The organism is Idiomarina abyssalis, from assembly GCF_900116625.1.
GTDB lineage: Bacteria > Pseudomonadota > Gammaproteobacteria > Enterobacterales > Alteromonadaceae > Idiomarina > Idiomarina abyssalis.
Window position 1 is genome coordinate 317,894 of record NZ_FPBE01000001.1, and the last position, 22,808, is coordinate 340,701.

Consider the following 22,808-nt stretch of genomic DNA (forward strand, 5'->3'; position numbering starts at 1 on the left):
CCGGTTCTGTTAAAATAGCTGTAACGGAAAAATTGTTTTTATAAGGAAATCCAATGGTGTTTTTTCGAGCGGCTTTATTAGGTAGTGCATTTTTATTCTTTAGTGCGTTGAGTCAGGCGCAGGACAGTGGTTATTACGGAGCTGCATCTTTAGCTCAACTGAATGTTGATACGGAACTGGAAGGTACTCCTTCATTTACTCCGCATGTGGTCAACCTGATGTTGGGCTACCGCTATAGCAATAGCCTTTCTGCCGAAGCTCGTTATGGCTTTGGAGTACACAGCAGTAGTGATAGGGGCGTCAAGTTTGAGACCGATTATATAACCAGTCTATTAGCGAAGCCGCGCTTGTATTTGTCGCCAGAAGTTGCGTTATACGTGACCGGTGGCTTTTCCCGTGGGAAGTTTATGGTAGCTGGTGACGATACAACGTTAAACAGCGTGAGCTACGGGGGCGGAATTCAATATGACCGGAACCCGAGAACCACTTATTTTCTCGACTGGATAAAGCTGATTGATAAAGACGAATACGAGATTAATACTTTAAATATTGGTGTGACTTATCGTTTTTGAAGTGGACGTGAAAAAAAGGGGCTGTGTTAGCCCCCTTTTTTTGTTAGAAGTGCCATTTAACCAAAAGGTTAGGGTTTTTCTCTGTCACTCCGTCAATATAGAACTTATTACGCCAGTAAACATACTCAATACCCACGTAAAGAGGTGCCGATAACTCAAAGTAAGGAGCAATGTTCCACTTTAGTTGAGAGGTGAAGTTAAGGTTCGCCGGGCCAACGTTGCTGATACCTGAAGCGTAATCAATGAAACCGTCAAACATCCACTGTGTTTCACCAATAGAGAAAGGTAAGCCCCAGCTGGCAGTCAACTGATAGTTATTTGGCAAGCCATCGTTATTTCTTTTATAAGCATCAAGCTCAAAGAACTGGAAACCGGGAACATCAAATGCGGCACCAATACCGTATAAGTAATTGGTAAAACCGTCACCGACCTCAGCCGTTGTGGTGAAGCTAATGTTTTTTACCGGGTTATCGTCAAACTCAAGCAGGTAGAATTCAGGTGAAAGCTCGATATAGGTTTCGGTATCGCCGTTATCCGATTCCAGTCTGTCAGCAAAACTGAATATTTTGCCCCAACTATATCCGCCAACGTACTCCAGGGTGAGTACGTGACGATTGGGATCGCCGACTTCGTAATCGCTTCCGTTGAGATAGGTAAGGCTGGTGTCAGACCAATAACGTTCGGCGTTAACAGCAAAAGGAAATGAGCTGCACAATAGAAGTACTAATATCAGTTTTTTCATCGGGTATAACCTAAAAAGCAGTTAGCTGAGTTAAATTTGAGCGGATTATACGGGACTGGGTGAGTAAGGTTAAGTAAATATCTTGGGTTACGGACTGTTATTATCTCGGTAAATTCGGTACATTACAAAAAGCTAACATTTCTTTTGCGACTTAGGCCGAGCAAGCATGCATGCGTGATCAATTTTTGTTAAAGCAGTACATTAATACGCTTGAATCTGCAGCTTTGTGCGCGCGACTGTCGCCAAACGGCAACATTCGCTGGATGAGCTCTTCTCTCCATAAATTATTAGACATTCATTATCTGAAGCAAACCACGGCTTTTTCGGCCTTCCTGCATCAAGACAACCGTAACGATATAATGGATGCGATAAAACAAGCGACAGACAGTGGTGAGGCCTGGAATGGTTCACTTTGCCTGAATAGTAACAGTCGCAGCAATTGGTGTCGGTGTATGGCTATCCCTCTGTACGGAACCGATGGTCACTTAACCGAACTGGTTTTACTGTTTCAGGATATTTCGCGTGAAATGTACCTTGATGAGCTATTGCATGAAGCCCGGTTTGATCAGGTTACCGGGCTTGCGACACGAGTTGATTTATTGAATGACCTTAAACGTGTTGGCACACAATGTCTTGCCGTTATGGATATTCGTAAGTTTAGAAGCTATGCCGACTATTACGGTTTAGAGTTTGGTGACGAATTACTGCGCCAGTTTAGCCACTGGGCATCTGAGACTTTAAAAAGTAAACACGTAAAAATTTATCGACTGTATAGCGACAAGTTTGCGCTTATCCCGGATTTTAGAATGATCCCTAATTTGTTCGAGGATCACCTGCTCAGTTTCTATCAGTCATTGCTATCAAAGAAGTTCGTGATTGGCAGTAGCGACATTGCGTTGGATGTTGCTATTGGCATGGGTGTGGGGCGTGGTAAGCAATTGCAATTGGCAGAAAGTGCGTTATCAAAAGCAAAGGTTATTTACTCGGGTTACAAAATTGAAGTGGTCTATGAAAAAGAGTTTATGAACGAGAATAAAGTGAACTGGATACCGAAGATTCAGTCCGCTTTGACGGATCATCGCTTTGTGAACTATTACCAACCCATTAAAAGTACAAAAGAAGGGCAACCGAGTTATTACGAGGCGCTGGTGCGGTTACGAGACAATAACCACGATTTAGCACCCGGATTGTTTCTCGATAAAGCAAAAGCAACACGTTACTACTGTGAAATTACGCGCTCTGTCATTGAGCAGGCGGTCCTTACCTCAGAACAATACCAGGTTGCCATTTCCGTAAACTTATCGATAGAAGACATTCTGAATGAAGAAACCGTAAGCTTCATCCATTATGTGCTTGCTGAGCATAAGAAAGCTCAGCTTATTTTCGAAATTACGGAAACTGAATCAACTGAGGATTTTACGAAAATCCAGTCCTTTGCGAAAGATGTTCGACGATTAGGCGGCCAAATTGCAATTGATGACTTTGGCGTTGGTTACTCTAATTTTTCACGTCTGATACGCCTGCGTCCGGACTATTTGAAAATTGACGGCAGTATTGTTCAGAATGTATTACATGACCCGACAAGTGCCAGTATTCTCAATGGCCTAATTAGTATTTGTAAAGAGTTACGTATTCCTATTGTGGCGGAGTTTGTCGAGAACGAAGACGTGAATACCTACCTCTGCGACCAACAGATTGAATATCTGCAGGGATACTACATTGGCAAGCCATCCCCGGAAGTGAACCGCGTATTAAATTAAGCCTTTTTGATTTTTAAAACACATAAGGTCAGGAAAAGTCACTGCTATGAATGATTTCATTGAAACTTATGATAATGCTCTTTCGAGCGAGTTGTGCCAGCAACTCATCGATGTTTTTGAACAGTCCCCTCACACCTTTGATGGCCGAACGGGTGGTGGGGTGGATACCACGAAGAAGGTCAGTACCGATTTATCGCTCAATGCCCACCCGGAGTACCAGGAATTATTGCTGAAAATTCAGCAGACAACAGCACGTCACGCGCTGGAGTACTTTAAGAAGTATCGATTTGCTTTAATTGGGCCTGTGGCACTGACACTGCAACACCCGAAAACAAAACAACCTGTTGCTTTAACTGATGATAACTTTGATGAAGTTGCGAAAGGTAACGAAATGGCAATTATGCAAAAGCTGTTTCGGGTTGGCGCAATACAAATGCAGCGTTATAGAAAAGGCAAAGGCAATTACAATTACTGGCATTGTGAAGCTTATCCGCAAAAAGGATCTACGGAACCATTGCACAGAGCTTTATTGTTTATGTATTACCTGAATGACGTGGAAGATGGCGGAGAAACGGACTTTTATTATCAGGAACGTTCGTTACACCCTAAAGCGGGTCAAATGGTGATAGCACCTGCGTATTTTACTCATACTCACAGAGGAAGAACGCCGGTTTCTAACGATAAATATATTCTTACCAGTTGGATCCTGCACAGTCGTGCAGAGCAATTATTTGGCGCATAAAAAATCCCCCAGCCGGGAAGGCTGGGGGCGAACATCATTATTTAATGTCTTCTTCACTTAGGATAGTCACTTCCCCAAGGTTAAGTTCACGAATCTTATCTTCAATTTCAGCTAAGTCGCCAACAATAACCCAGGTCATAGCGTCAGGTTTTAGAACCTTATCGGCATTTTCATGAATATCGTTAAGGGTAATAGCGTTGATGCGCTGTCCATAAGCTTCCAGGTATTCAACGTCTTTGCCTTTATTGAAAGTACTGACCAAACCGCTAAGCAGGCTGCCCTTCGTTTCGTACGCGCCAGGTAGTTTAGCTGTTTTATTAGCTTTCACCTTGGCAAGTTCGTCTTCTGTAGCAGGCTTATCGCCTTCGTATTGAGTAAACTCTTTTACGATTTCCTCAACAGATTCTTTGGTCTTGTCCGTTTGTACTGGTGCCAAAGCCACTAATAGGCCCGGACCTTCGTTGTCCAGCCAAATTGAGCGAGCACCGTAAGACCAGCCTTTATCTTCACGTAAATTCATGTTCAGACGGCTGGTAAAACTACCACCAAGGATGGTGTTCATAACATCGATAGTGTCAGCGTTATCAACCTGACCAGAAGGTGCCAGCTGTCCGGCTATAATTAAAGACTGTGGGTTTCCTGGCTTGTCGATAAGGAAAACACGGCTGGTTTCAGAGGCCATTGAAGCATCAAGCGACTTTTCAGGCTTGTCAGAAGCCGGAGCCTGCCAACTGGAGAACTGCTCTTCTAATAGTGACTGCGCTTGCTCAACGGTTGTATCACCAACGATAACCAACTTTGCGTTGTCGGGACGTAACCAGGCTTGCGCATGCTCGACCAAGTCTTTACGAGTTAAAGACTTGATAGACTCAACCGTACCTGAACCCGTTAACGGCTGACTATAAGCGTGACCTTCACCGAACATCAAGCCCGGAAGAACACGTAGAGCCTGAGTTTGAGGGCGTGCTTCTTCCTTGCGAATGCCTTCTATCCAGTTTGAACGTTTGCGTTCAATTTCTTCTTCAGAGAAGGCCGGATTTTGTAGAACGTCATTCATTAACGCCAGGCTTTCAGCGAAGTTAACGCTGAGTGTGTCCATGCTAATACGTGAGCTATCGAGACTGGCCGAGGCATTTAAGTTGGTTCCTAAAGACTCTAAGCGCTTATTTAATTCTAGTGCACTCAGGTTTTCAGTACCTTCTTTTAGCATCGACATGGTGTAACTTGCTGTACCGAGTTTACCGCCAACATCTGAGGCATAACCACTGTCAAAAACCAGACTCATTTCAATAGTTGGTGTATCGCTGCGCTGTGCCAGATAAACTTCTAAACCATTGGACAAAGTAAATTGCTCAACTTCTGGCAGCTCTAATTGTGGTAAGTCGCCGACATTGGGTAGTTGTGAACGGTCTGCATTGGTCTCTTGCGCAGTGTAGTTAGGTTGTGGAACGACATTAAGAACGAAGTCACCATGACTTAACCACTGTTCTGCAGCGTTTTGCAGGTCGTTGGTTGAAGCTTGTTTAGTCCACTCCATTTCTTTTTCGTAAAAGCCCGGATCATTATGATAGACCGCGCCAGAGGCGAGTATGTCGGACTTGCCACCGAAGCCACCGACTTTTTCAGCGCGACGAACAAAATCTGCCGTAGTGCTGAACTTAGTGCGTTGTAATTCTGCTGCTGTCGGGCCTTCTTGTATCAGGCGCTCAAGTTCTTCATCGATAATTTTTTCAATTTGTTCAAGTTCAACACCAGGCTTGGCGTCGGCCGTGATCATAAATTGACCGGCCAGTTTGCGACCGTACTGGAAGGCTCCTACAGAACTGGCAATTTGCTCGTTGTAAACTAAACGTTCATACAGTCGTGAGTTTTTACCGTTAGCTAAAATATCGGCCAGAAGGTTAAGGTACTCAGAGTCAGCGGTTCCCATTTGTGCGGTATTCCACACTTTATAAACTCGAGGAGCCGGAACGCGATCCTCCATGGTTGCACGTTTTTGTTCGTCGCGCTTAGCAACCCAGGCTTCATGCTTCTTCAATGGCTTGCCAGGTCCGATATCGGCAAAGTATTTAGTGACTTTCTCCTTTGCGGTTTCCACATCAATATCGCCTGCCAATACCAATACTGCATTAGCTGCGCCGTAGTAATCTTCAAACCACTGGTGTACGTCGTCCAGAGAAGCTGCGTTTAAGTCTTCCATTGAGCCAATAACAGACCATGAGTATGGGTGACCTTCTGGGAAGGTTTGCTCGGCGATATAGCTCCAGGCTTTACCATAGGGCTGAGCTTCACCTTGACGTTTTTCGTTTTGTACAACGCCACGCTGCTCATCGAGTTTCTCTTGAGTTACTGCTCCCAACAGGTGACCCATACGGTCAGATTCCATCCAAAGTGCCATATCAAGTGCTGGCGTAGGGACATTCTCAAAGTAGTTAGTACGGTCATTGTTAGTGGTGCCGTTCATTTCGGTAGCACCTGCGCGCTCAAAAGGACCGAAGTATTCGTCATCGTAGTTTTCGGTACCATTGAACATCAAGTGCTCAAATAAGTGAGCGAAACCGGTTTGTCCGGCTTTTTCATCTTTAGAGCCAACGGCGTACCAAACGTTTACCGCAACAATAGGGGCTTTGCGATCTTCGTGAACAACGACGGTTAAGCCGTTATCTAAAGTAAATGTCTCGTAGTTGACCTTTACTTCGGGAAACTGTGATTGGCTAACAGCCTGTTGGTTATTAGCTGATTGGGTTGACTGGCAGCCTCCGAGAAGGGCTGTGGCTACCGCAACAGCGGTAATTGTTTTCATCATTTTCATTGTAGTTCCTGAATTATTTTTTATTAAGCGCCATTACTATACGAGAGTCATCACTAATATGCCTGCTTATGTTCAGGCTAAATTGTAACGAAATTAAACATATGGAAACTTGTGCTCAGATATTGTGAGAATAAAGGTAGCAGTCAAGTCTTTTAATTACGCAGACAATCAAGGATAATTGCGCGCGGTTTGCAGCAAATAGAAACGGAAGCTTGTGAGTAAAATAACAGTGATAGCTATAGCTGGCGCTTCAGCGTCAGGAAAGAGCCTGTTTGCCTCAACGGTGTATCAGGAGTTGGTGGCTGAGTTAGGAACTGACGGTATTGCTATTCTGGCCGAAGATGCTTACTACCGTGACCAGAGTCATATGACCATGGAACAGCGTGTTTTAACCAACTATGACCAGCCTGCCGCTTTCGAACACGATTTGCTGATGCAACATTTGCGGCAGTTAAAAGCCGGCGAAGCCGTTGAGATGCCGCAGTACAGCCACACTACTCATACCCGGTTGGAAGAATCAATACGAGTTGCGCCCGCAAAAGTTGTGATGGTTGAGGGTATTTTGCTATTAACTGATGAGAAGTTACGCGAGCAGTTTGATATTTCGGTATTTATGGATACGCCGTTGGATATTTGTTTGCTGCGTCGTATCAAGCGCGATATTGAAGAACGTGGGCGCACTTTACAGTCGGTTACCGAGCAATACGAGCAGTATGTTCGTCCCGCATTCTTTGACTTTATATTCCCGTCTAAGCAGTTTGCTGATCTCGTTGTCACTCGCGGTGGTCAAAACGAAATCGCCATTGATATTATAAAAACAAAAATACGTCAGTTGCTGGCGGAATAAAATTGGTTCTTTTATGAATAGTATTCTCGGCGTTGCCGTCATATTTATCGTTGCATACTTGGTTTCAACGAACCGTAAAGCTATCCGCTGGCGTACCGTTTTAGGTGCTTTTGGCATTCAGGTTCTGTTGGCCGGCTTTGTTCTCTACGTACCTATTGGACGGGAACTTTTGTTCAGTTTCGCGCAAGGTGTTTCTGCCGTTATTGGTTATACCAAAGCGGGTATCGATTTCTTGTTTGGTAATCTTGCGTCCGAAGAGTTTGGTTTCGTATTCGCTATTCAAGTTCTTTCAGTCATTGTTTTCTTCTCGTCTCTCATTTCTGTTCTGTATTACCTGGGCATTATGAAGTGGGTAATTCGTATTTTAGGTGGTGGCTTGCAAAAGTTGCTTGGTACCAGTCGGCCTGAATCGATGTCAGCTGCCGCTAATATTTTTGTCGGGCAAACCGAAGCGCCTATGATGGTAAGGCCATTTATAGGCACTATGACGCGCTCAGAGCTATTCGCGGTCATGGTTGGTGGTATGGCGTCGGTGTCTGGTTCGGTTTTAGCCGGTTATGCCGGTGTTGGCGTTGAGTTGAAGTACCTGATTGCAGCAAGTTTTATGGCAGCTCCGGGCGGTTTCCTCATGGCAAAAATGATGATCCCCGAGTGTGAAAAACCACGTAACGACCTGGAAGAAGTGGAAGTAGAAGATAATTCAGCGAACGTTATTGATGCCGCAGCGCAGGGCGCGTCCAGCGGCCTGCAACTGGCTATGAACGTGGGTGCTATGTTGCTGGCCTTTGTTGCACTTATTGCATTGGTTAACGGTATCTTTGGCTGGGTTGGCGGTTGGTTTGGTTATTCTGAACTGACCTTACAGCAAATTTTCGGGTATGTATTTCAGCCGGTTGCCTATGTACTAGGCGTAAGTTGGGACGAAGCGAACCTGGCGGGAAGTTTTATTGGCCAGAAGCTGGTGATAAACGAGTTTGTTGCCTATCTGGACTTCGTTAATTATAAGGACCAGTTGAGTCAGAACTCTCAGGTGATTATTACCTTTGTCCTGTGTGGTTTTGCGAATTTCTCATCCATTGCCATTTTACTGGGTGGGTTAGGTGGTATGGCGCCCAGCCGACGCCATGATATTGCTCGCTTAGGCATGCGTGCCTTATTGGCAGCGACTTTGGCAAACATGATGAGTGCCGCCATCGCCGGTTTCTTTGTTTCGTTGACCTAAACCCAAGGCGGGGCCGTATTTAACCGCGGTCCCGCATGACTCCTTCCTGAATCGTCGACGCAACTAACACACCATCTCGCGTGAAAATTTGCCCACGAACTAAACCGCGTTGACCGCTGGCTGAAGGGCTGTCTATTGCGTAGAGCAGCCAGTCATCCATGCGGAAATCGCGGTGAAACCACATGGCATGATCAACCGTAGCAACCTGCATGTTGGGTTGAGCAAAGCTGACGCCATGAGGCTGCAAGGCTGTCGGCAAGAAGTTAAAGTCTGACGCATAAGCCAATAAGTATTTATGAACGCGTTGATCATCCGGCATATTGCCGTTTGCTCTGAACCAGACGTAGCGGCGCGGCTCATCTTTTTCCGGCTTAAACGGGTTGTATGGAGTCACAAACCGCATTTCTATGGGTTTGTCGCAAATGAACTTTTTGCGAAGTGGCGCCGGTATCAGTTCTTCATGCTCACGATAAATATCTAAATCTGAAACTAAACCTTCAGGGCCGGGCACTTCAGGCATAGTGTCCTGATGCTCATAGCCATTTTCCTGCTGCTGGAAAGATGCAGTCATGTAAAAAATTGGCTTACCGTACTGTATGGCTTTGACTCTGCGGGCTGAAAAGCTTTTACCGTCGCGGATGGTTTCTACGTCGTAGACAATCGGTTTTTTCGCATCACCCGGACGTAAAAAATAGCTGTGAAAGGAATGGCAGACGCGCTCTTGCGGTAATGTTTCTTTAGCCGCCGACAAAGCTTGTCCAATAACCTGTCCACCAAAGACAGCGCCAAAGCCTAAATCCTGACTCTGTCCACGATAAAGACCATCCTCAATGCCTTCGAGGGTCAGTAAGTTGAGTAAATCGTCGAGTACCTGACTCATCCATTATGTCCTTATTGATTTCGGTAAGACTGACGTTCTGTTGATCTTAAACGCTTTTTACAGACTATGTAATATAAACACAATTTATAATAAAAATAGTTGCTTAACTGAGTACTTAACCATCAGTTAATTGGCACAAATCTTTGATTTATGTTTTCATCAAAGCACAATTTCAATGGCTGAAACGGTTCAGTTTGTCTATATTTAAAAGACCGTTGAGCTAAAAACTACGCTTTTGGAAGCGAATGGGAGAGTATCTATGTCAGGCAAAGACAGTCTGAAAACCTTAAGTTCGTTAGACGTTAAAGGAAAAACCTTTCATTACTATAGCCTGCCTAAAGCAGAGGAAGCCTTAGGAGACATTTCAAAGCTTCCGGCTTCAATGAAAGTGTTGCTTGAAAACCTATTACGAAATGAAGATGGCGAAACCGTCACAAAAGACGATTTACAAGCCATGGTTGACTGGTCGAAAAAGAAAAAAATCGACCGTGAAATTCAATACCGCCCGGCGCGGGTTTTAATGCAGGATTTTACCGGTGTTCCGGGCATTGTCGATTTAGCGGCAATGCGCGACGCCGTAGCCAAAGCAGGGCATGACCCTGAAGTCATCAACCCGTTGTCACCGGTCGATTTGGTGATTGACCACTCGGTCATGGTCGACAAATACGCGACGGAACAAGCCTTTAAAGAAAACGTCCGCTTTGAAATGGAACGTAACAAAGAACGTTACGAGTTCCTGAAGTGGGGGCAGGGTGCCTTTGAAAACTTTCGTGTTGTACCACCGGGGACAGGCATCTGTCACCAGGTAAACCTTGAGTATTTAGGTAAGAGTGTCTGGACGAAAGAAGAAGACGGTAAAACTTTCGCCTACCCCGATACCTTGGTTGGTACCGACTCACACACCACCATGATTAACGGTATTGGCGTTTTAGGCTGGGGTGTTGGCGGTATCGAAGCCGAAGCTGCTATGTTGGGTCAGCCGGTTTCTATGTTGATACCAGAAGTTGTTGGCTTCCGTATGACGGGCGCGCTGAAAGAAGGTGTTACCGCGACGGATTTAGTCTTAACAGTAACTCAAATGCTGCGTGAAAAAGGCGTAGTAGGTAAGTTTGTTGAGTTTTATGGTCCTGGTCTGGACAACTTGCCGTTAGCTGATCGCGCAACCATTTCAAATATGTCGCCGGAATATGGTGCAACCTGTGGTTTCTTCCCGGTCGATGATGAAACCCTGCGCTATTTCCGTCTGTCAGGTCGTGACGAAGAAACTATTGAGCTGGTCGAGAAATACTCTAAAGCTCAGGGTTTGTGGCGTGACAATGATAACGAACCTGAGTACACCGATACGCTGGAATTAGACTTAAGCACCGTAACGGCTTCTCTGGCCGGCCCGAAACGCCCGCAGGATCGGGTGAATATGGAGCAGCTTGGCAGTAATTTCGACCTGATACTGGAAACTAACGGTAAGTCGGGCGAGAAAGACAAAGAAGTAAAAGTTAAAGGTAAGGATTATTCCTTATCGCACGGTGATGTTGTCATCGCTGCTATAACCTCTTGTACCAATACGTCAAACCCAAGCGTCATGATGGCAGCAGGCTTACTAGCTAAGAAAGCAGTGGAAAAAGGGTTGGTTCGTAAGCCATGGGTGAAATCGTCATTGGCTCCGGGTTCTAAAGTCGTTACTGATTATTTCGCAAAAGCGGGTTTAGACGAGTACCTTGATAAGCTTGGTTTTAACCTGGTGGGTTACGGTTGTACCACTTGTATTGGTAACTCGGGCCCGCTGGACGATGAAATAACGGAAGCCATTAACGAAGGCGACTTGACTGTGTCTTCGGTATTGTCAGGGAACCGTAACTTTGAGGGCCGTGTTCACCCTGAAGTTAAAGCGAACTGGCTGGCTTCACCACCGCTAGTGGTTGCCTATGCTTTGTCGGGTACAACGCGCACTGACTTGAGTAAAGATCCTCTGGGGAAAGACTCAGATGGTAATGACGTATTCTTAAAAGACATCTGGCCTAGTAGCGCAGAAATTGCTGAAGCTGTGAAAATGGTGGATAACGCGATGTTTGGTAAAGAATATGGTGAGGTCTTTGAAGGTGACGAAGAGTGGCAGTCAATTAGTGTTGCAGAAGGCAATACCTATAACTGGCAGGACGATTCTACCTACGTCAAGAATCCGCCGTTCTTTGAAGGTATTGATAAGCCACTGCAAGCACCGAGCGACATTAAAGACGCTAATGTTCTGGCCGTGTTCGCTGATTCAATTACTACGGACCATATTTCACCGGCAGGCTCTATCAAACCGGACTCACCGGCAGGTAAGTATCTGCAGGAAAATGGTGTAGAAATTAAAGACTTTAACTCCTATGGTTCGCGTCGTGGTAACCATGAAGTGATGATGCGCGGCACGTTTGCCAATATTCGCATTAAAAACCAAATGCTGGATGATGTCGAAGGTGGTTACACCAAGTACATTCCTACTGGCGAGCAAATGGCCATTTACGATGCCGCCATGAAGTATATGGAAAACGACACGCCGCTGGTTGTATTAGCTGGTAAAGAGTACGGTACAGGCTCAAGCCGCGACTGGGCAGCGAAAGGTACAACGCTGTTAGGGGTTAAAGCGGTACTGGCTGAAAGCTACGAGCGTATCCACCGCTCTAACCTGGTAGGTATGGGGGTTCTGCCCCTGCAATTTGCTGAAGGCGAAGGTGTTAAAGAGCATAAGCTGACCGGCGAAGAGCAGATATCAATTTTAGGCCTTGATGATAACCTCAAGCCTGGACAAATGCTGAAAGTTGTTGCTAAACGCAAAGACGGAAGCGAAGTCGAGTTTGAGGTTAAGTGCCGTATCGATACAGGTAATGAAATGAGCTACTACAAAAGTGGTGGTATCTTACATTACGTATTGCGCGGAATGCTTAAATAAGCGTCGCTATACTGAACTGAAACCCGGCCGTTGTGCCGGGTTTTTTTATATCATTAAGCCACGACCGCCGTCGACTTTAATGGACTCGCCGGTAATAAATGGGTTGTCGCGTAAAAAGCGAACGGTTTCTATCATGGGTTCTAAACCACCTTCAACTCGTAACGGTGTTTCATCCAAAACTTGCATACGATGCTCTTTATCATGTTCCGGTAAAAAGAGAATGGGCCCCGGCTGAATTGCGTTGACTCTTACCGATGGGGCTAAGGTTTTAGCAAATGACTGAGTCATATTGGCCAGTCCGGCTTTAGCTGCGCAATAAGCAATGTAATCGGTGGAGGGGCGATCAGCGTATATGTCCGTTATATTGATGATGAGTCCGTTTTCCGACTGACTCAGCTGCTGCTGAAGGCCGCTAATAAGCATGTAAGGGGCTATCCCGTGTACCTGAAACACGGCAGTAAGCGCTTTATTGTCGTTATCAACGGTTTCATTATCGAAGAAACAGGATGCATTATTGACCAAAAGCTCAATCGAATCAGTGGCGTTACTGATTGTTTTTATCATGCCCTGAATACTTTCTATATCGGTAAAGTCTGCCTGCACCGCTGTGGCACCGAGCGACTCTAACTCGCTTATACCGTCGCGTGAACTGTTGTAGTGAGCAAACAGTTGATAGCCTTCAGCCAGCAGCGCCTTTGATAGCTCAAAACCAAAGCGGCGGCCTGCACCTGTAACGAGTGCTGTCTTTTTCATGAGGCAATTCCTAAATCCGTTAGTAACGAGGTTAAGTAATCAGGTACTTTGGGGTTATCACTTACCTTTCCCAGAATATCGATATCAATTGTGCGGTCTTTAAAGCTTCTTTGTGGATCAGAACGGTCACGTCCCAACGCCTCTTCAATGCGATTAAACTCTTGTTTAAGTTGCTCCGCGCTCATCGATGTTTGAATAATGAATAGGGCATTCAAAAAATCTCTTTTGGTATTCATATTCACCGGACGCGTAGGAATATTTCGTGAAAAGCTTATATTGCCGGATAAAGCTTCAAGAGCAGCTCTGGCTTTAGGGAAGTGACTCTGTGGTTCTATATTGGAACCTAAACTGCATAAATATTTTTGCATTGACTCATTGACCGCTAAACGTAAATAAGATGTTGAGATAACTACGGCTTTAAACATCAAATAGATGACTGCTTCAAACAGTTGAAATTGCGAAGTTCTGCTGATAGCCTGAAATTTCAACTGATATTGGTGAGCAGAAGTCTTAATGACGATACAGAAAAACTGCTTTAACTATCGCTATATATTGTTGGTTTTATGTTTTTTAAGCGTATTGCCAACCACCACGCTTGCAAGCCCCCTGAAGCTAAGCGGGCCTGACTCTGTCGTTAAAGAAGGCTATTTTACCGTTTCTGTTAGTACGACTGCTGCAGCCGAGCTTAACAGAGTTACCATTGAAGTTGCCAGTGATTCAGAGTTCTCGGAAAATACTAAACAATTTCCTGCTTTAGGCGACTTTAAAGACATTTCATTAACCGGCTTTAGCAATGGCTCCTACTACTTGCGGGCAAGAGCAGAAGACGCTAAAAACCAAACTTATCTCAGTAACACCATTGAAATTACAGTAAAGCATTACCCACTTTGGCAGGCTTTAACGCTATTCTTTATTGGTCTCGTTATTTTTATCACTTTGGTGGCAACGCTGTTGTTGTTGCATCGCCAATGGATACATTCTAAACACCATAAGCATCATGACTGAGTTCGCATTAGAGACGAGTACGGGTATTACAATTATCATCCTGTTCGGGGTGTTTTGGGTTGCCTTTGGTTATTGGCTAGGACGCAAAAACCGTAGCCATGAAGACTTTGCTTTAGCGGGGCGTAATGTTGGCTTCGCATTTGCGGCGGCAACCGCTATGGCCACATGGGTCACCAGCAACACCACGCTGGTAGCGCCACAATTGACCTATCAATTTGGGATTTGGGGAATGATAGGTTATTCCTTTGCAGCCCTGGGACTTATTCTCTTCGCTCCAATGGCCAAGCGAATTAAAGAGTTGCTGCCTAATGGCTACACCTCCGGCGACTTTGTACGCCTGCGCTATGGCAACCTGGCCTGGCTTGTTTTTATTATTATTTCGGTGGTGTATGCGTTCGGTTGGTTAATCAGTCTGGGCATGGCAGGTGGCATTTTACTGGAATCGCTGAGCGGTCTTGATTACCACATTGGCATGACAACTATACTGACCATTTGTGTCGGTTATACTTTATTTGGCGGTATGCGGGCTGTAATAGCTACAGACTTTATCCAGGCCTTGATTATTATTGTTGGCGTCAGTTTTATCGCTTATTGGCTGATTGATAACGTCGGGCTGTCTAGCATCCACAGCAATTTAACGGCTGAACACCCACAGTTGCTGGACCTGCTATTTCCTGCAGCCGTCATGTTTCTGTTCAATAATATTTTCTTTGGGCTTGGTGAAATTTTTCACTCCAATGTCTGGTGGTCGCGTGCGCTTTCTTTCAAAAAGAACGTTGCCTACAAAGCCTACTTAACAGGGGGGCTACTGTGGTTGCCCATTCCTATTGTAACGGGCTTTATTGCTCTTGCGGCTCCTCAGCTTGGAATATTTCCGCCAAGCCCGGATATGATAGGACCGACCGTTGCAGCAGCCGTACTCGGAAAAGCCGGGGCTATTGTTGTCTTTATCATCATTTTTTCCGCACTGGCGTCCAGTCTCGACTCCTTACTTGCAGCGACATCAGACCTGGTGACACAAGATATTTTCCATAAGCGGCTTAAGCCAAAGGCAAGTGACAAAACCTTAATGCGCTTTAACCGCAGCTGCATCCTGGGCTTGGGCATTCTGACCTGGTTGCTGTGTTTGCCACGTATTGCTACGTTAGGTGCTTTACTTAATTTCGCCGGTGCTTTTGTCGCCAGTACTATCTGGCCAATACTGCTTGGGCTTTATCAACGCAGATTAACAGGCGGTTATGCAGCAGCGGCTATGGCATTTGGTACTCTATTTGGCATGCTGGGCTATTTCGCTATCGGATTTTACGTAGCGGCACTAACGTCTTGCGCGGTATCCGGGCTGATCTGTTTAGTCGGTATTATCCGTAGCGATAAAAAGTTTGACTGGAACCAGTTAGATGAGGGGGAACAAGTTCATGCTGATTAGTGAAGTCGCTTTTGAATGGATGATTTCTCTGGCACTGGTTATGACCTGTGCGGCTCCGGTGTTGTTACTGGGTCTTTTTATTAAAGATTTTATTTCTAAAACCATATGGTAATTGTATGACTATAAAGGATGTCTCCTTTGAAAGAGACCGCCCCGATGTGTGTGGCGATGCTCACCCAAAGGCGTTATTGAAAGCAATTCAGGAAGATGGTGATTACCTGCTGAAACTATCAAATCAGCATGTGGTATCTGCTGACCAGTTTTCGCAGCTGGGTATGTTGCAGTTGTTTCGACTTGCCGCTAAATACGAGGCTAACCCGCGTCGATTCAGTACATCACTGCAGGGAAAGATTTTAATTAGTGCCTTTTATGAACCCAGCACCCGCACACGGTTATCCTTTGAAAGTGCCTGGCATCGATTGGGCGGCGACATTATGTCCATTACTGATCGTTCCACGACAGGTATCGCTAAAGGTGAGTGCTTGTCTGATGTTGCTGAAATGTTCAACAACTACGGTGACTGTGTTGTCTTGCGTGACAACAACGAAACCTCATTAGAAGAGATGATCGACTCGCTGCGCATCCCCATTATTAACGCGGGCAATGGCTCAGACGAGCATCCGACTCAAGCATTAGCCGATATGTACGCACTGTTTAAGTGGCGTCCCGACCTGGTGACTGATGAAGCCGATAAAGCTCCGATAAAAATTGGCATTATTGGGGTGCCGGATAAAATGCGAACGGTGCGCAGCTTCATAAAATGTTTGGTTAAGTTTCCTAAGGCTATTGATGAAATTGTCATTATTCATGATGAAGAGTCTTCTACCCAATTGTTTGGAGAAGAGCAAAAAGAGCAGATTGAGCAGGCCGGAATTAGAATTCGTACCACTCGGGATTTAGAGCAGGTATTACCAGAACTCGATGTGGTTTATATCAACGCCATTTCGTGGGAAGGTGATACCTTTAGTACTTACGGTAGTGAGTTTCACTTAACGACGCAGTCACCGCTAAAAGACAGCGCCATTATTTTACACCCATTAGCACGCGGTCAGGAATTATCGACCGATCTCGACTCCACCCCCCATAACTGGTATTTCAGCCAGGCCCGGGGAGCGGTGTTTTTACGTATGGCGCTTTTGACCTGTATGGTGCAGCGAGCTGAGCGCGTCATTGATGTCGTCTGATACGAGGAAAAGCAAAGAATGTGCGGAATTGCTGGCGTTTTTCATCATCAAACGGAAAGAGCGATTGAACCCCAAACCCTGGTGAATATGGCGGCGATAATGCATCATCGCGGTCCTGATGGGTTTGGTTACGAAGTACAACAAGATTATGGCGTGGGATTCAGTCACGCCCGCTTATCTATTATTGACCTGGACGAAAAAAGAGGTCGTCAGCCGTTTTTGTCAGCCGACAAACGACTGATGCTGACTCACAACGGTGAGTTTTACGATTTTAAACGCATTCGTGCGGACTTAACCGCTCGTGGCGCACGCTTTAACAGTAAAAGTGACTCTGAGATTGTCCTGCATTTGTTTGAGCGTTACGGCCTGGAGGACACGCTAAAGGAGCTTCGGGGAGAGTTCGCTTTTGGTTTGTTTGATGCCGAAGACGAAAGCCTCTATTTAGTACGTGATCGTTTTGGAATTAAGCCGCTGTACTGGACAGAAACAGAACATGGGGTTGTGTTTGGATCTGAGCTGAAAGTGTTATTTTCTCACCCGGATGTTAAGCGGGAGTTTTCGGCCGAGGGTTTATACCACCAGTTAATTCAGGTCATGGTTCCGGGCTCTACGGCTTTTGAAGGTATTAATCAGGTTCAGCCCGGTTATGTGGTTAAGCTACAACGAAAAAACGGCAAGGTCGTTGCGACCGAGCATAAGTACTGGGATGTCGACTTTCCGCCTGAAGAAAGCTATCCGGGCGCCGATGTCGATGAAGAATCTTATATAGAAGGTGTTCGTGCTAAATTACTGGAAGCTGTTCAGCATCGTATGACAGCTGACGTACCTGTCGGGTGCTATCTGTCCGGAGGTATTGATTCATGCGCAATTCTTGGTCTGGCATCGGCATCAACTCAAACTTCAGTAAAAGCTTTTACCATTGGGTTTGACTCTGATGACTATGATGAAACACCAATAGCACAAGAAATGGCGGAGGCGACACAGGCCGACCACCATATTATGCGGCTGAAAGCCGATGACCTGTATGACCATTTCGTGAAAACGCTATGGCACACCGAACGCACCATTTACAACACCCTGGGTGTTGCTAAGTACCTTATGAGTAAAGAGGTGCATGAGTCCGGTTATAAGGTGGTGATGACAGGCGAAGGGTCGGATGAACTCTTTGCCGGTTACCCGGCGTTCCGTAAAGATATGTTTTTGCATGGCTTAGATCACTTGCCAGAAGTTGAGCGGGTTGAATGGCAGGAGCTGCTGGAAAAAAATAATAAGCTCTTTAAAGGCGCTATGTTGGCCCGCGAAGAGTTTGTCAGCGACGCTTTTAACCAGAAAATGGGCTTTACTCCGAGCTGTGTACAGCCGTGGCTGTCTTGTTCTTCGGTAGCCTTGCCGCTCATGTCAGAGAGTAAACGCCAACAAGTTGAGGGCTATGATCCCAGCACGGCGATTGCTGATACGTTGGACAAGAACATGCTCGATGGCCGTCACCCGCTCGACAGAGCCCAGTATGTATGGATAAAAACCATGCTGGAAGGGCAAATACTGACCTGGGGTGGTGACCGCGTTGACATGGCTAACTCAATGGAGGCGCGCCCCGCATTTTTGGATCACCATTTAGCGGAATACGCATTCACGGTTCCACCGCATTTACGTATTAAAGGCAATAAAGAAAAGTATGTGTTGCGCGAGGCGATGAAAGGCTTGCTTCCGGAAACGCTATATAAGCGAGAGAAGTTTGCTTTTATGGCACCTCCTGCGCATACGGATCCGGAAAAGTGGAAAGCGGTAGAAAAGCTGGCTGAGCAATTTCTGAGTGAAGATGCGGTTAAGTCAGCTGGTTTGCTCGATTACAGCGAAGTGGTTAAGACCTTTGAACGACATCAGGATGAAAACGTTCCGAATGAAGAGCGTGTACAGCTTGATGCGGTCATAAATCATATGTTGGGTGTTCAGGTACTGCACCACCACTTTGTGGCCACTGACGTACCTAAACAAGCAGAACAGCGAGCCAGAGAACTCGGCTGGACTGCCTAATTTTCAGCTTTTAATCTCCGGTGACTGCAGGAATGTAGTCACCGTAACCTTCTTCTTCCATATCTTCTAAAGGAATAAAGCGCAGTGCCGCTGAATTCATACAGTATCTCAGTCCAGTTGGCTGAGGGCCATCAGTAAATACATGACCAATGTGAGAGTCTGCCTTACGACTGCGAATTTCAGTACGCGTGTAAAACCAACTATTATCTTCTTTTTCAACAACGGCGTTCGGTGTTATTGGTTTTGTGAAACTTGGCCAGCCAGTACCGGATTCATATTTATCCGCTGAAGAGAAAAGCGGTTCACCACTGACAACATCAACATAAATGCCTTGTCGCTCATTATCCCAATAAGGGTTATCAAAAGCCGGTTCGGTGGCGTCCTCTTGCGTAACCGCGTATTGAATGTCCGTTAAACGCTCTTTTAACTCCTTGTCACTGGGTTTAGTGTAACTTTGCTCGGTGTTTTCACGCTCGCCGGCTGGGTTGTCGTTGGTGAATTGTTGGTAGTCAACGTCAGAGGTGTCTCCCCAGTGTTTTTCTACAAAGTCGTAGCGTCCCGAGTTATAGGTGTAAATACGATAACGAACAGGGTTCTTGTCGTAGTAATTTTGGTGATACTCTTCTGCCGGATAAAAACTTTTCAGTGGTGTTATTTCTATAACGACCGGCTCAGAAAAAGGACCGTTTTCATCGAGCCACTCACGAGACTGCATGGCGATGCGTTTTTGCTCGTCATTATGATAGAAGATAGCGGGGCGGTATTGCTTACCACGATCAACGAACTGTCCCTGGTTATCCGTAGGGTCACTTATGCGCCAGAGTTTCTGCAGTAAAGCAGCGTAACTGATAATATCCGGGTTATAGTAGATTTGTGCTGCTTCGGTGTGACCTGTTTGCCCTCCGGCAACTTGCTCATAAGTTGGGTTAGCTTCATCACCGCCACTGTATCCGGATACAACTTCACGAACACCGGGCATTTTTTCGAAAGCCTCTTCGACACACCAAAAACAGCCACCGGCAAAAGTCGCGATTTTTTCATTTTTTTGCTTTGTTGGCTCATTATTCTGTGCCATGCTGAAACAAGATAGTAACAAACCGGTAATAACAATTATTAGTCGAAATGACATTGTATTCTCCAACTTCAGACGGTATGTAGTTATAGACTATTCAACATGAAAAAGATTACTTGGTTCGTTTTTATTTTTAGCCTTAGCTGTCAATCTGTCGTTGCTGTTCAGCAGTCAGATGAAGAAGATGAGAGCATGTGGCTGGATCAATTTCGCAGCGGCCTGGGCTCATCTGTCGACGCTACAGCACGCTGGTTTGACGGATTATTTGGTGATGAAAGTATAGGTCGGTACGAACGTTCGTACGGGCGACTTTCGGTGGCACCTCAGTGGGACCAGTATGACGGCTTTGAAGTGAAGTCACGTTTTAGAGCGCGTGTGGCATTGCCTAAGCTAAAGGAAAACTTTTCGGCCTTTATTGGACGAGTGGACGAGAACGAATTTCTGGATGATGATTCCGCAGGCAGGCCCTCTGTTATTCGCTCACCGCAGTCTGATGAGGAGTGGCTGGTGGGTCTGGGCTTTGACCCTGAAATTAACGAGGCTCATAGGATGTCATACAGCATTGGTATTCGCGGGGGATTACGCTTTGATACCTACGCCCGGGCGCGTTATATGACGGGTTTTGTTTTTTCTGATAACCAACAGGTTCGTGCTCAGTCTTCCGCCTTCTGGAGGGATAGCGACGGTTTCGGCGTTGCACAACGGGTCGATTACGAAGCCACGTTAACCGATACCTGGCTTGTTCGCTGGGCCTCGATAGGAACCTTTGCCGAAGAAACTCATGGACTGCGCTGGAGCAGCACGGCACGTCTGTACCACCTTTATGGTGAGGATAAAGCCTGGGCAACTGAAACCTGGATAGAGGGCAATACGGATCATGCTGTGCCTATTCAGGATTATGGCGTACGTTTTCTAAATCGCCAGCGCTACTTGCGTGAATGGTTTTTTGCCGAAGCCTGGGTTGGCTACCACTGGCCTCGCAGCGAAGTTACAGAGCAACGTAGTGGCCAGTGGTTAGTCGGTATTGAGTTTGAAGTTCATTTTGGAACCGATAACGCTTACATGCCCGATCCGGAAAAGCGTAAATCAAGCACCAGCGGATCATGGTCTGAAGAACGGAAGGGGCCGTCAGAAAAGTACGTCTCATCACGATAGTCGTAAACCCATGGCTCATCTGCGTTAAAGGGTAAGTGGTAAACTCCCTTAACCTTACTTTCCAGCGAATTGGCTACAAAGATATGATCCAGAGAACCCGCCTGACTGTCATATACATAAGAATAGTCCGTAGCATTCGAAGGGTTATAGAAGTTATTTTCACTAAAATAGCGAATAGGGTCTTCATGGTAATAAGCGTTGAAGTCGCCTAATAACACCGGGTTTGCTAATGACTCTTCAGAAATCCATGCCAGCAGCTGCTGGGATGATTTAAGACGTAACTCATTCCAACAGGCCTGGCCATCGTTCTTATTGCTATTAGGACTGTCAGAGTCTTCCGGACAGCTGCCTTTTGACTTAAAGTGATTAACGACGACGCTGAATTCGCTATCTGTGTTTCTATCAATAAAACGCTGTGCTAGTGGTGGTCTGCTGCCCCATGAAAATGGGCCCTGGCGAGTGAAGAGTGCGTGTGAACTCGGCTTAACCCGTTTGGGTTGATAAATAATACCAACGGTAATTTGATCCGTACCAATTTTTTCAGCCCGGGGTTCAGCAACTTCGTACTCTTTGCCGGAAGCTTTTTCCAGTGCTTCGACCAGCTGGAATATAGCACTACGCTCACCAAAGCCATCGTTCTCGAGTTCCATCAAACCGACAATGTCAGCATCAAGAGCGGTTAATGCGGCAACAATTTTTTGCAACTGACGTTTCATTTGCTCCGTATTGTCTGCACCTCTTGGTGTGGGGAAGCCCTGGCCTGAACCATTTCCGTTAAAGAAGTTGAGAACGTTAAAGCTTGCAATTCGCACAGAATCATTGGCTTTTTCAGGTAACTGAGGCTGTTTGGATGAACTCTCTAACGTTAAATCTTCAGTTGGCTGAACTCTATACGCATTATTGAATTGACTGATAATACCGCTAAAGTTGGCTATAGTGGCTCCTGAACGTAAGCTGTTTTGTTTGCCGTGCCAAAGGTTTGAAAAAGGTAAAGGGCTGGGTTCAACGACATTGCTGTTATCGTCCACCTGAAGTCGATTCAATTGGTTTTCTTCAGCTTGACGTTTAGCGTCCTGGCCCGGCATAACGATTTGTGTTGGTGTCCATAAACGACCAGAAGACACGTCAAAATAGCCATGGCGTGGATAGTTATAATGCCCTGATATTGTTAACTCATTAGCTGAGGAGGCAGATAGCTTTATCGGCATACCTTCTAAAGCTTCTAACTCAGCTAGCGATTGAACCGGCAGTTTTAAGTCGGTTATGTCCGGGAGCGACTCGGCGTCACCACAAGTTGTTATGCTCGATATGTCAACCAAAGACGTTAACTGCGAGCGCTCGGTGACCTTACCGGTTAGCTGCACTTGCTCACCGATATCGACACTGGAATGATGCTTTTCTGTAACGGCAAATAAGCCTTCTGAGGTAGCAGGGTTATCATCCATATCTTCAGCAAAGCTGTGTATGAAAAAGCCGCTAAGCTCTTCATCAGTTTGCCAACTAGCCGTTACAATGCCGCGCACGGTGACTTGTTGGTCAATTAGACTGGACTGTTCGTTTTCCCCTTGAATTTGGGCTATAGGGGTAACTTCATTTTCATTGTCACAAATATCAGCAACCGCTGCGCCCGAGAAAAAGAGAACCGGTAGCAGAGTAAATAGTTGTTTATTCAT

General features: G+C 45.9%; 19 protein-coding genes. 12 read left to right on the forward strand and 7 right to left on the reverse strand.

The genetic code is table 11. From position 1 onward, the window contains the following. Nucleotides 1–53: 53 nt before the first annotated feature. Nucleotides 54–572 carry a porin family protein gene (locus BM359_RS01580; protein ID WP_054487301.1) on the forward strand — a complete coding sequence of 173 codons (519 nt, stop codon included), beginning with the start codon at nucleotides 54–56 and terminating at the stop codon, nucleotides 570–572. Between the two features lie 43 nt (nucleotides 573–615). Here BM359_RS01580 and BM359_RS01585 read toward each other — a convergent pair whose 3' ends face one another. Continuing rightward, nucleotides 616–1,314, reverse strand: coding sequence for a nucleoside-binding protein (locus BM359_RS01585; RefSeq protein ID WP_054487303.1), 699 nt, complete (start codon nucleotides 1,312–1,314; stop codon nucleotides 616–618). 170 nt (nucleotides 1,315–1,484) lie between these two features. Between BM359_RS01585 and BM359_RS01590 the strand changes: the two genes are divergently transcribed. Continuing rightward, nucleotides 1,485–3,074 (forward strand): GGDEF domain-containing phosphodiesterase, encoded by a 1,590-nt coding sequence (locus BM359_RS01590; RefSeq protein WP_054487305.1) that lies wholly within the window; start codon nucleotides 1,485–1,487, stop codon nucleotides 3,072–3,074. A 46-nt stretch (nucleotides 3,075–3,120) separates the two neighbouring features. Then, nucleotides 3,121–3,816: a 2OG-Fe(II) oxygenase gene (locus BM359_RS01595; protein ID WP_054487306.1), complete on the forward strand. Its 696-nt coding sequence runs from the start codon at nucleotides 3,121–3,123 to the stop codon at nucleotides 3,814–3,816. A 37-nt stretch (nucleotides 3,817–3,853) separates the two neighbouring features. On the opposite strand, the gene BM359_RS01600 is transcribed toward BM359_RS01595, so the two are convergent. Then, on the reverse strand, nucleotides 3,854–6,628 hold the full coding sequence (locus tag BM359_RS01600; RefSeq protein ID WP_054487308.1) for a M16 family metallopeptidase: 2,775 nt from the start codon (nucleotides 6,626–6,628) through the stop codon (nucleotides 3,854–3,856). 214 nt (nucleotides 6,629–6,842) lie between these two features. Here BM359_RS01600 and udk point away from each other — a divergent pair, with 214 nt between their 5' ends. Next, nucleotides 6,843–7,475 carry a uridine kinase gene (gene udk / locus BM359_RS01605; RefSeq protein ID WP_054487310.1) on the forward strand — a complete coding sequence of 211 codons (633 nt, stop codon included), beginning with the start codon at nucleotides 6,843–6,845 and terminating at the stop codon, nucleotides 7,473–7,475. A 13-nt stretch (nucleotides 7,476–7,488) separates the two neighbouring features. Continuing rightward, nucleotides 7,489–8,697: a NupC/NupG family nucleoside CNT transporter gene (locus BM359_RS01610; RefSeq protein WP_054487312.1), complete on the forward strand. Its 1,209-nt coding sequence runs from the start codon at nucleotides 7,489–7,491 to the stop codon at nucleotides 8,695–8,697. 19 nt (nucleotides 8,698–8,716) lie between these two features. Here BM359_RS01610 and tesB read toward each other — a convergent pair whose 3' ends face one another. Then, a complete protein-coding gene (gene tesB / locus BM359_RS01615; protein ID WP_054487313.1) occupies nucleotides 8,717–9,577 on the reverse strand; it encodes an acyl-CoA thioesterase II in 861 nt (286 codons plus the stop codon). A gap of 259 nt (nucleotides 9,578–9,836) precedes the next feature. Between tesB and acnA the strand changes: the two genes are divergently transcribed. After that, nucleotides 9,837–12,506 (forward strand): aconitate hydratase AcnA, encoded by a 2,670-nt coding sequence (gene acnA, locus BM359_RS01620; RefSeq protein WP_054487315.1) that lies wholly within the window; start codon nucleotides 9,837–9,839, stop codon nucleotides 12,504–12,506. Nucleotides 12,507–12,551: 45 nt separating this feature from the next. Here acnA and BM359_RS01625 read toward each other — a convergent pair whose 3' ends face one another. Continuing rightward, the gene (locus BM359_RS01625) at nucleotides 12,552–13,259 is read right to left on the reverse strand and encodes an SDR family NAD(P)-dependent oxidoreductase (RefSeq protein ID WP_054487317.1); all 708 of its coding nucleotides are present in this window, start codon (nucleotides 13,257–13,259) and stop codon (nucleotides 12,552–12,554) included. Beyond that, nucleotides 13,256–13,684: a 2-amino-4-hydroxy-6-hydroxymethyldihydropteridine diphosphokinase gene (gene folK, locus BM359_RS01630; RefSeq protein WP_224797554.1), complete on the reverse strand. Its 429-nt coding sequence runs from the start codon at nucleotides 13,682–13,684 to the stop codon at nucleotides 13,256–13,258. The genes BM359_RS01625 and folK overlap by 4 nt, the downstream gene beginning before the upstream one ends. Nucleotides 13,685–13,772: 88 nt before the next feature. Between folK and BM359_RS01635 the strand changes: the two genes are divergently transcribed. Genes BM359_RS01635 through asnB form a run of 5 tightly spaced genes read left to right on the forward strand, consistent with a single transcriptional unit; the run spans nucleotide 13,773 to nucleotide 18,908 of the window. Further along, nucleotides 13,773–14,264 (forward strand): hypothetical protein, encoded by a 492-nt coding sequence (locus BM359_RS01635; RefSeq protein ID WP_054487319.1) that lies wholly within the window; start codon nucleotides 13,773–13,775, stop codon nucleotides 14,262–14,264. Continuing rightward, a complete protein-coding gene (locus tag BM359_RS01640) occupies nucleotides 14,257–15,690 on the forward strand; it encodes a sodium:solute symporter family protein (protein ID WP_054487321.1) in 1,434 nt (477 codons plus the stop codon). Before BM359_RS01635 ends, BM359_RS01640 begins: the two co-directional genes overlap by 8 nt. Then, complete coding sequence (locus BM359_RS13160) at nucleotides 15,680–15,802, forward strand: hypothetical protein (RefSeq protein ID WP_263621029.1); 123 nt, start codon at nucleotides 15,680–15,682, stop codon at nucleotides 15,800–15,802. Before BM359_RS01640 ends, BM359_RS13160 begins: the two co-directional genes overlap by 11 nt. Before the next feature lie 4 nt (nucleotides 15,803–15,806). Beyond that, nucleotides 15,807–16,874 (forward strand): aspartate/ornithine carbamoyltransferase family protein, encoded by a 1,068-nt coding sequence (locus BM359_RS01645; protein ID WP_054487324.1) that lies wholly within the window; start codon nucleotides 15,807–15,809, stop codon nucleotides 16,872–16,874. An 18-nt stretch (nucleotides 16,875–16,892) separates the two neighbouring features. Continuing rightward, nucleotides 16,893–18,908 (forward strand): asparagine synthase (glutamine-hydrolyzing), encoded by a 2,016-nt coding sequence (asnB, locus tag BM359_RS01650; RefSeq protein ID WP_054487326.1) that lies wholly within the window; start codon nucleotides 16,893–16,895, stop codon nucleotides 18,906–18,908. 10 nt (nucleotides 18,909–18,918) lie between these two features. Here asnB and msrB read toward each other — a convergent pair whose 3' ends face one another. Further along, on the reverse strand, nucleotides 18,919–20,037 hold the full coding sequence (gene msrB / locus BM359_RS01655; protein ID WP_054487328.1) for a peptide-methionine (R)-S-oxide reductase MsrB: 1,119 nt from the start codon (nucleotides 20,035–20,037) through the stop codon (nucleotides 18,919–18,921). Between the two features lie 45 nt (nucleotides 20,038–20,082). Between msrB and BM359_RS01660 the strand changes: the two genes are divergently transcribed. Next, nucleotides 20,083–21,135: a hypothetical protein gene (locus tag BM359_RS01660; protein ID WP_054487330.1), complete on the forward strand. Its 1,053-nt coding sequence runs from the start codon at nucleotides 20,083–20,085 to the stop codon at nucleotides 21,133–21,135. Here BM359_RS01660 and BM359_RS01665 read toward each other — a convergent pair. Then, on the reverse strand, nucleotides 21,039–22,808 hold the full coding sequence (locus BM359_RS01665; RefSeq protein ID WP_054487332.1) for an ExeM/NucH family extracellular endonuclease: 1,770 nt from the start codon (nucleotides 22,806–22,808) through the stop codon (nucleotides 21,039–21,041). The two genes, BM359_RS01660 and BM359_RS01665, sit on opposite strands and share 97 nt — an antisense overlap.

Coding starts and splice junctions, on each gene's coding strand:
- BM359_RS01580 (WP_054487301.1), top strand. CDS start 54: ATGGTGTTTTTTCGAGCGGCTTTATTAGGTAGTGCATTTTTATTCTTT.
- BM359_RS01585 (WP_054487303.1), bottom strand. CDS start 1,314: ATGAAAAAACTGATATTAGTACTTCTATTGTGCAGCTCATTTCCTTTT.
- BM359_RS01590 (WP_054487305.1), top strand. CDS start 1,485: ATGCGTGATCAATTTTTGTTAAAGCAGTACATTAATACGCTTGAATCT.
- BM359_RS01595 (WP_054487306.1), top strand. CDS start 3,121: ATGAATGATTTCATTGAAACTTATGATAATGCTCTTTCGAGCGAGTTG.
- BM359_RS01600 (WP_054487308.1), bottom strand. CDS start 6,628: ATGAAAATGATGAAAACAATTACCGCTGTTGCGGTAGCCACAGCCCTT.
- BM359_RS01610 (WP_054487312.1), top strand. CDS start 7,489: ATGAATAGTATTCTCGGCGTTGCCGTCATATTTATCGTTGCATACTTG.
- tesB (WP_054487313.1), bottom strand. CDS start 9,577: ATGAGTCAGGTACTCGACGATTTACTCAACTTACTGACCCTCGAAGGC.
- acnA (WP_054487315.1), top strand. CDS start 9,837: ATGTCAGGCAAAGACAGTCTGAAAACCTTAAGTTCGTTAGACGTTAAA.
- BM359_RS01625 (WP_054487317.1), bottom strand. CDS start 13,259: ATGAAAAAGACAGCACTCGTTACAGGTGCAGGCCGCCGCTTTGGTTTT.
- folK (WP_224797554.1), bottom strand. CDS start 13,684: ATGTTTAAAGCCGTAGTTATCTCAACATCTTATTTACGTTTAGCGGTC.
- BM359_RS01635 (WP_054487319.1), top strand. CDS start 13,773: ATGACGATACAGAAAAACTGCTTTAACTATCGCTATATATTGTTGGTT.
- BM359_RS01640 (WP_054487321.1), top strand. CDS start 14,257: ATGACTGAGTTCGCATTAGAGACGAGTACGGGTATTACAATTATCATC.
- BM359_RS13160 (WP_263621029.1), top strand. CDS start 15,680: ATGCTGATTAGTGAAGTCGCTTTTGAATGGATGATTTCTCTGGCACTG.
- BM359_RS01645 (WP_054487324.1), top strand. CDS start 15,807: ATGACTATAAAGGATGTCTCCTTTGAAAGAGACCGCCCCGATGTGTGT.
- asnB (WP_054487326.1), top strand. CDS start 16,893: ATGTGCGGAATTGCTGGCGTTTTTCATCATCAAACGGAAAGAGCGATT.
- msrB (WP_054487328.1), bottom strand. CDS start 20,037: ATGTCATTTCGACTAATAATTGTTATTACCGGTTTGTTACTATCTTGT.
- BM359_RS01660 (WP_054487330.1), top strand. CDS start 20,083: ATGAAAAAGATTACTTGGTTCGTTTTTATTTTTAGCCTTAGCTGTCAA.
- BM359_RS01665 (WP_054487332.1), bottom strand. CDS start 22,808: ATGAATAAACAACTATTTACTCTGCTACCGGTTCTCTTTTTCTCGGGC.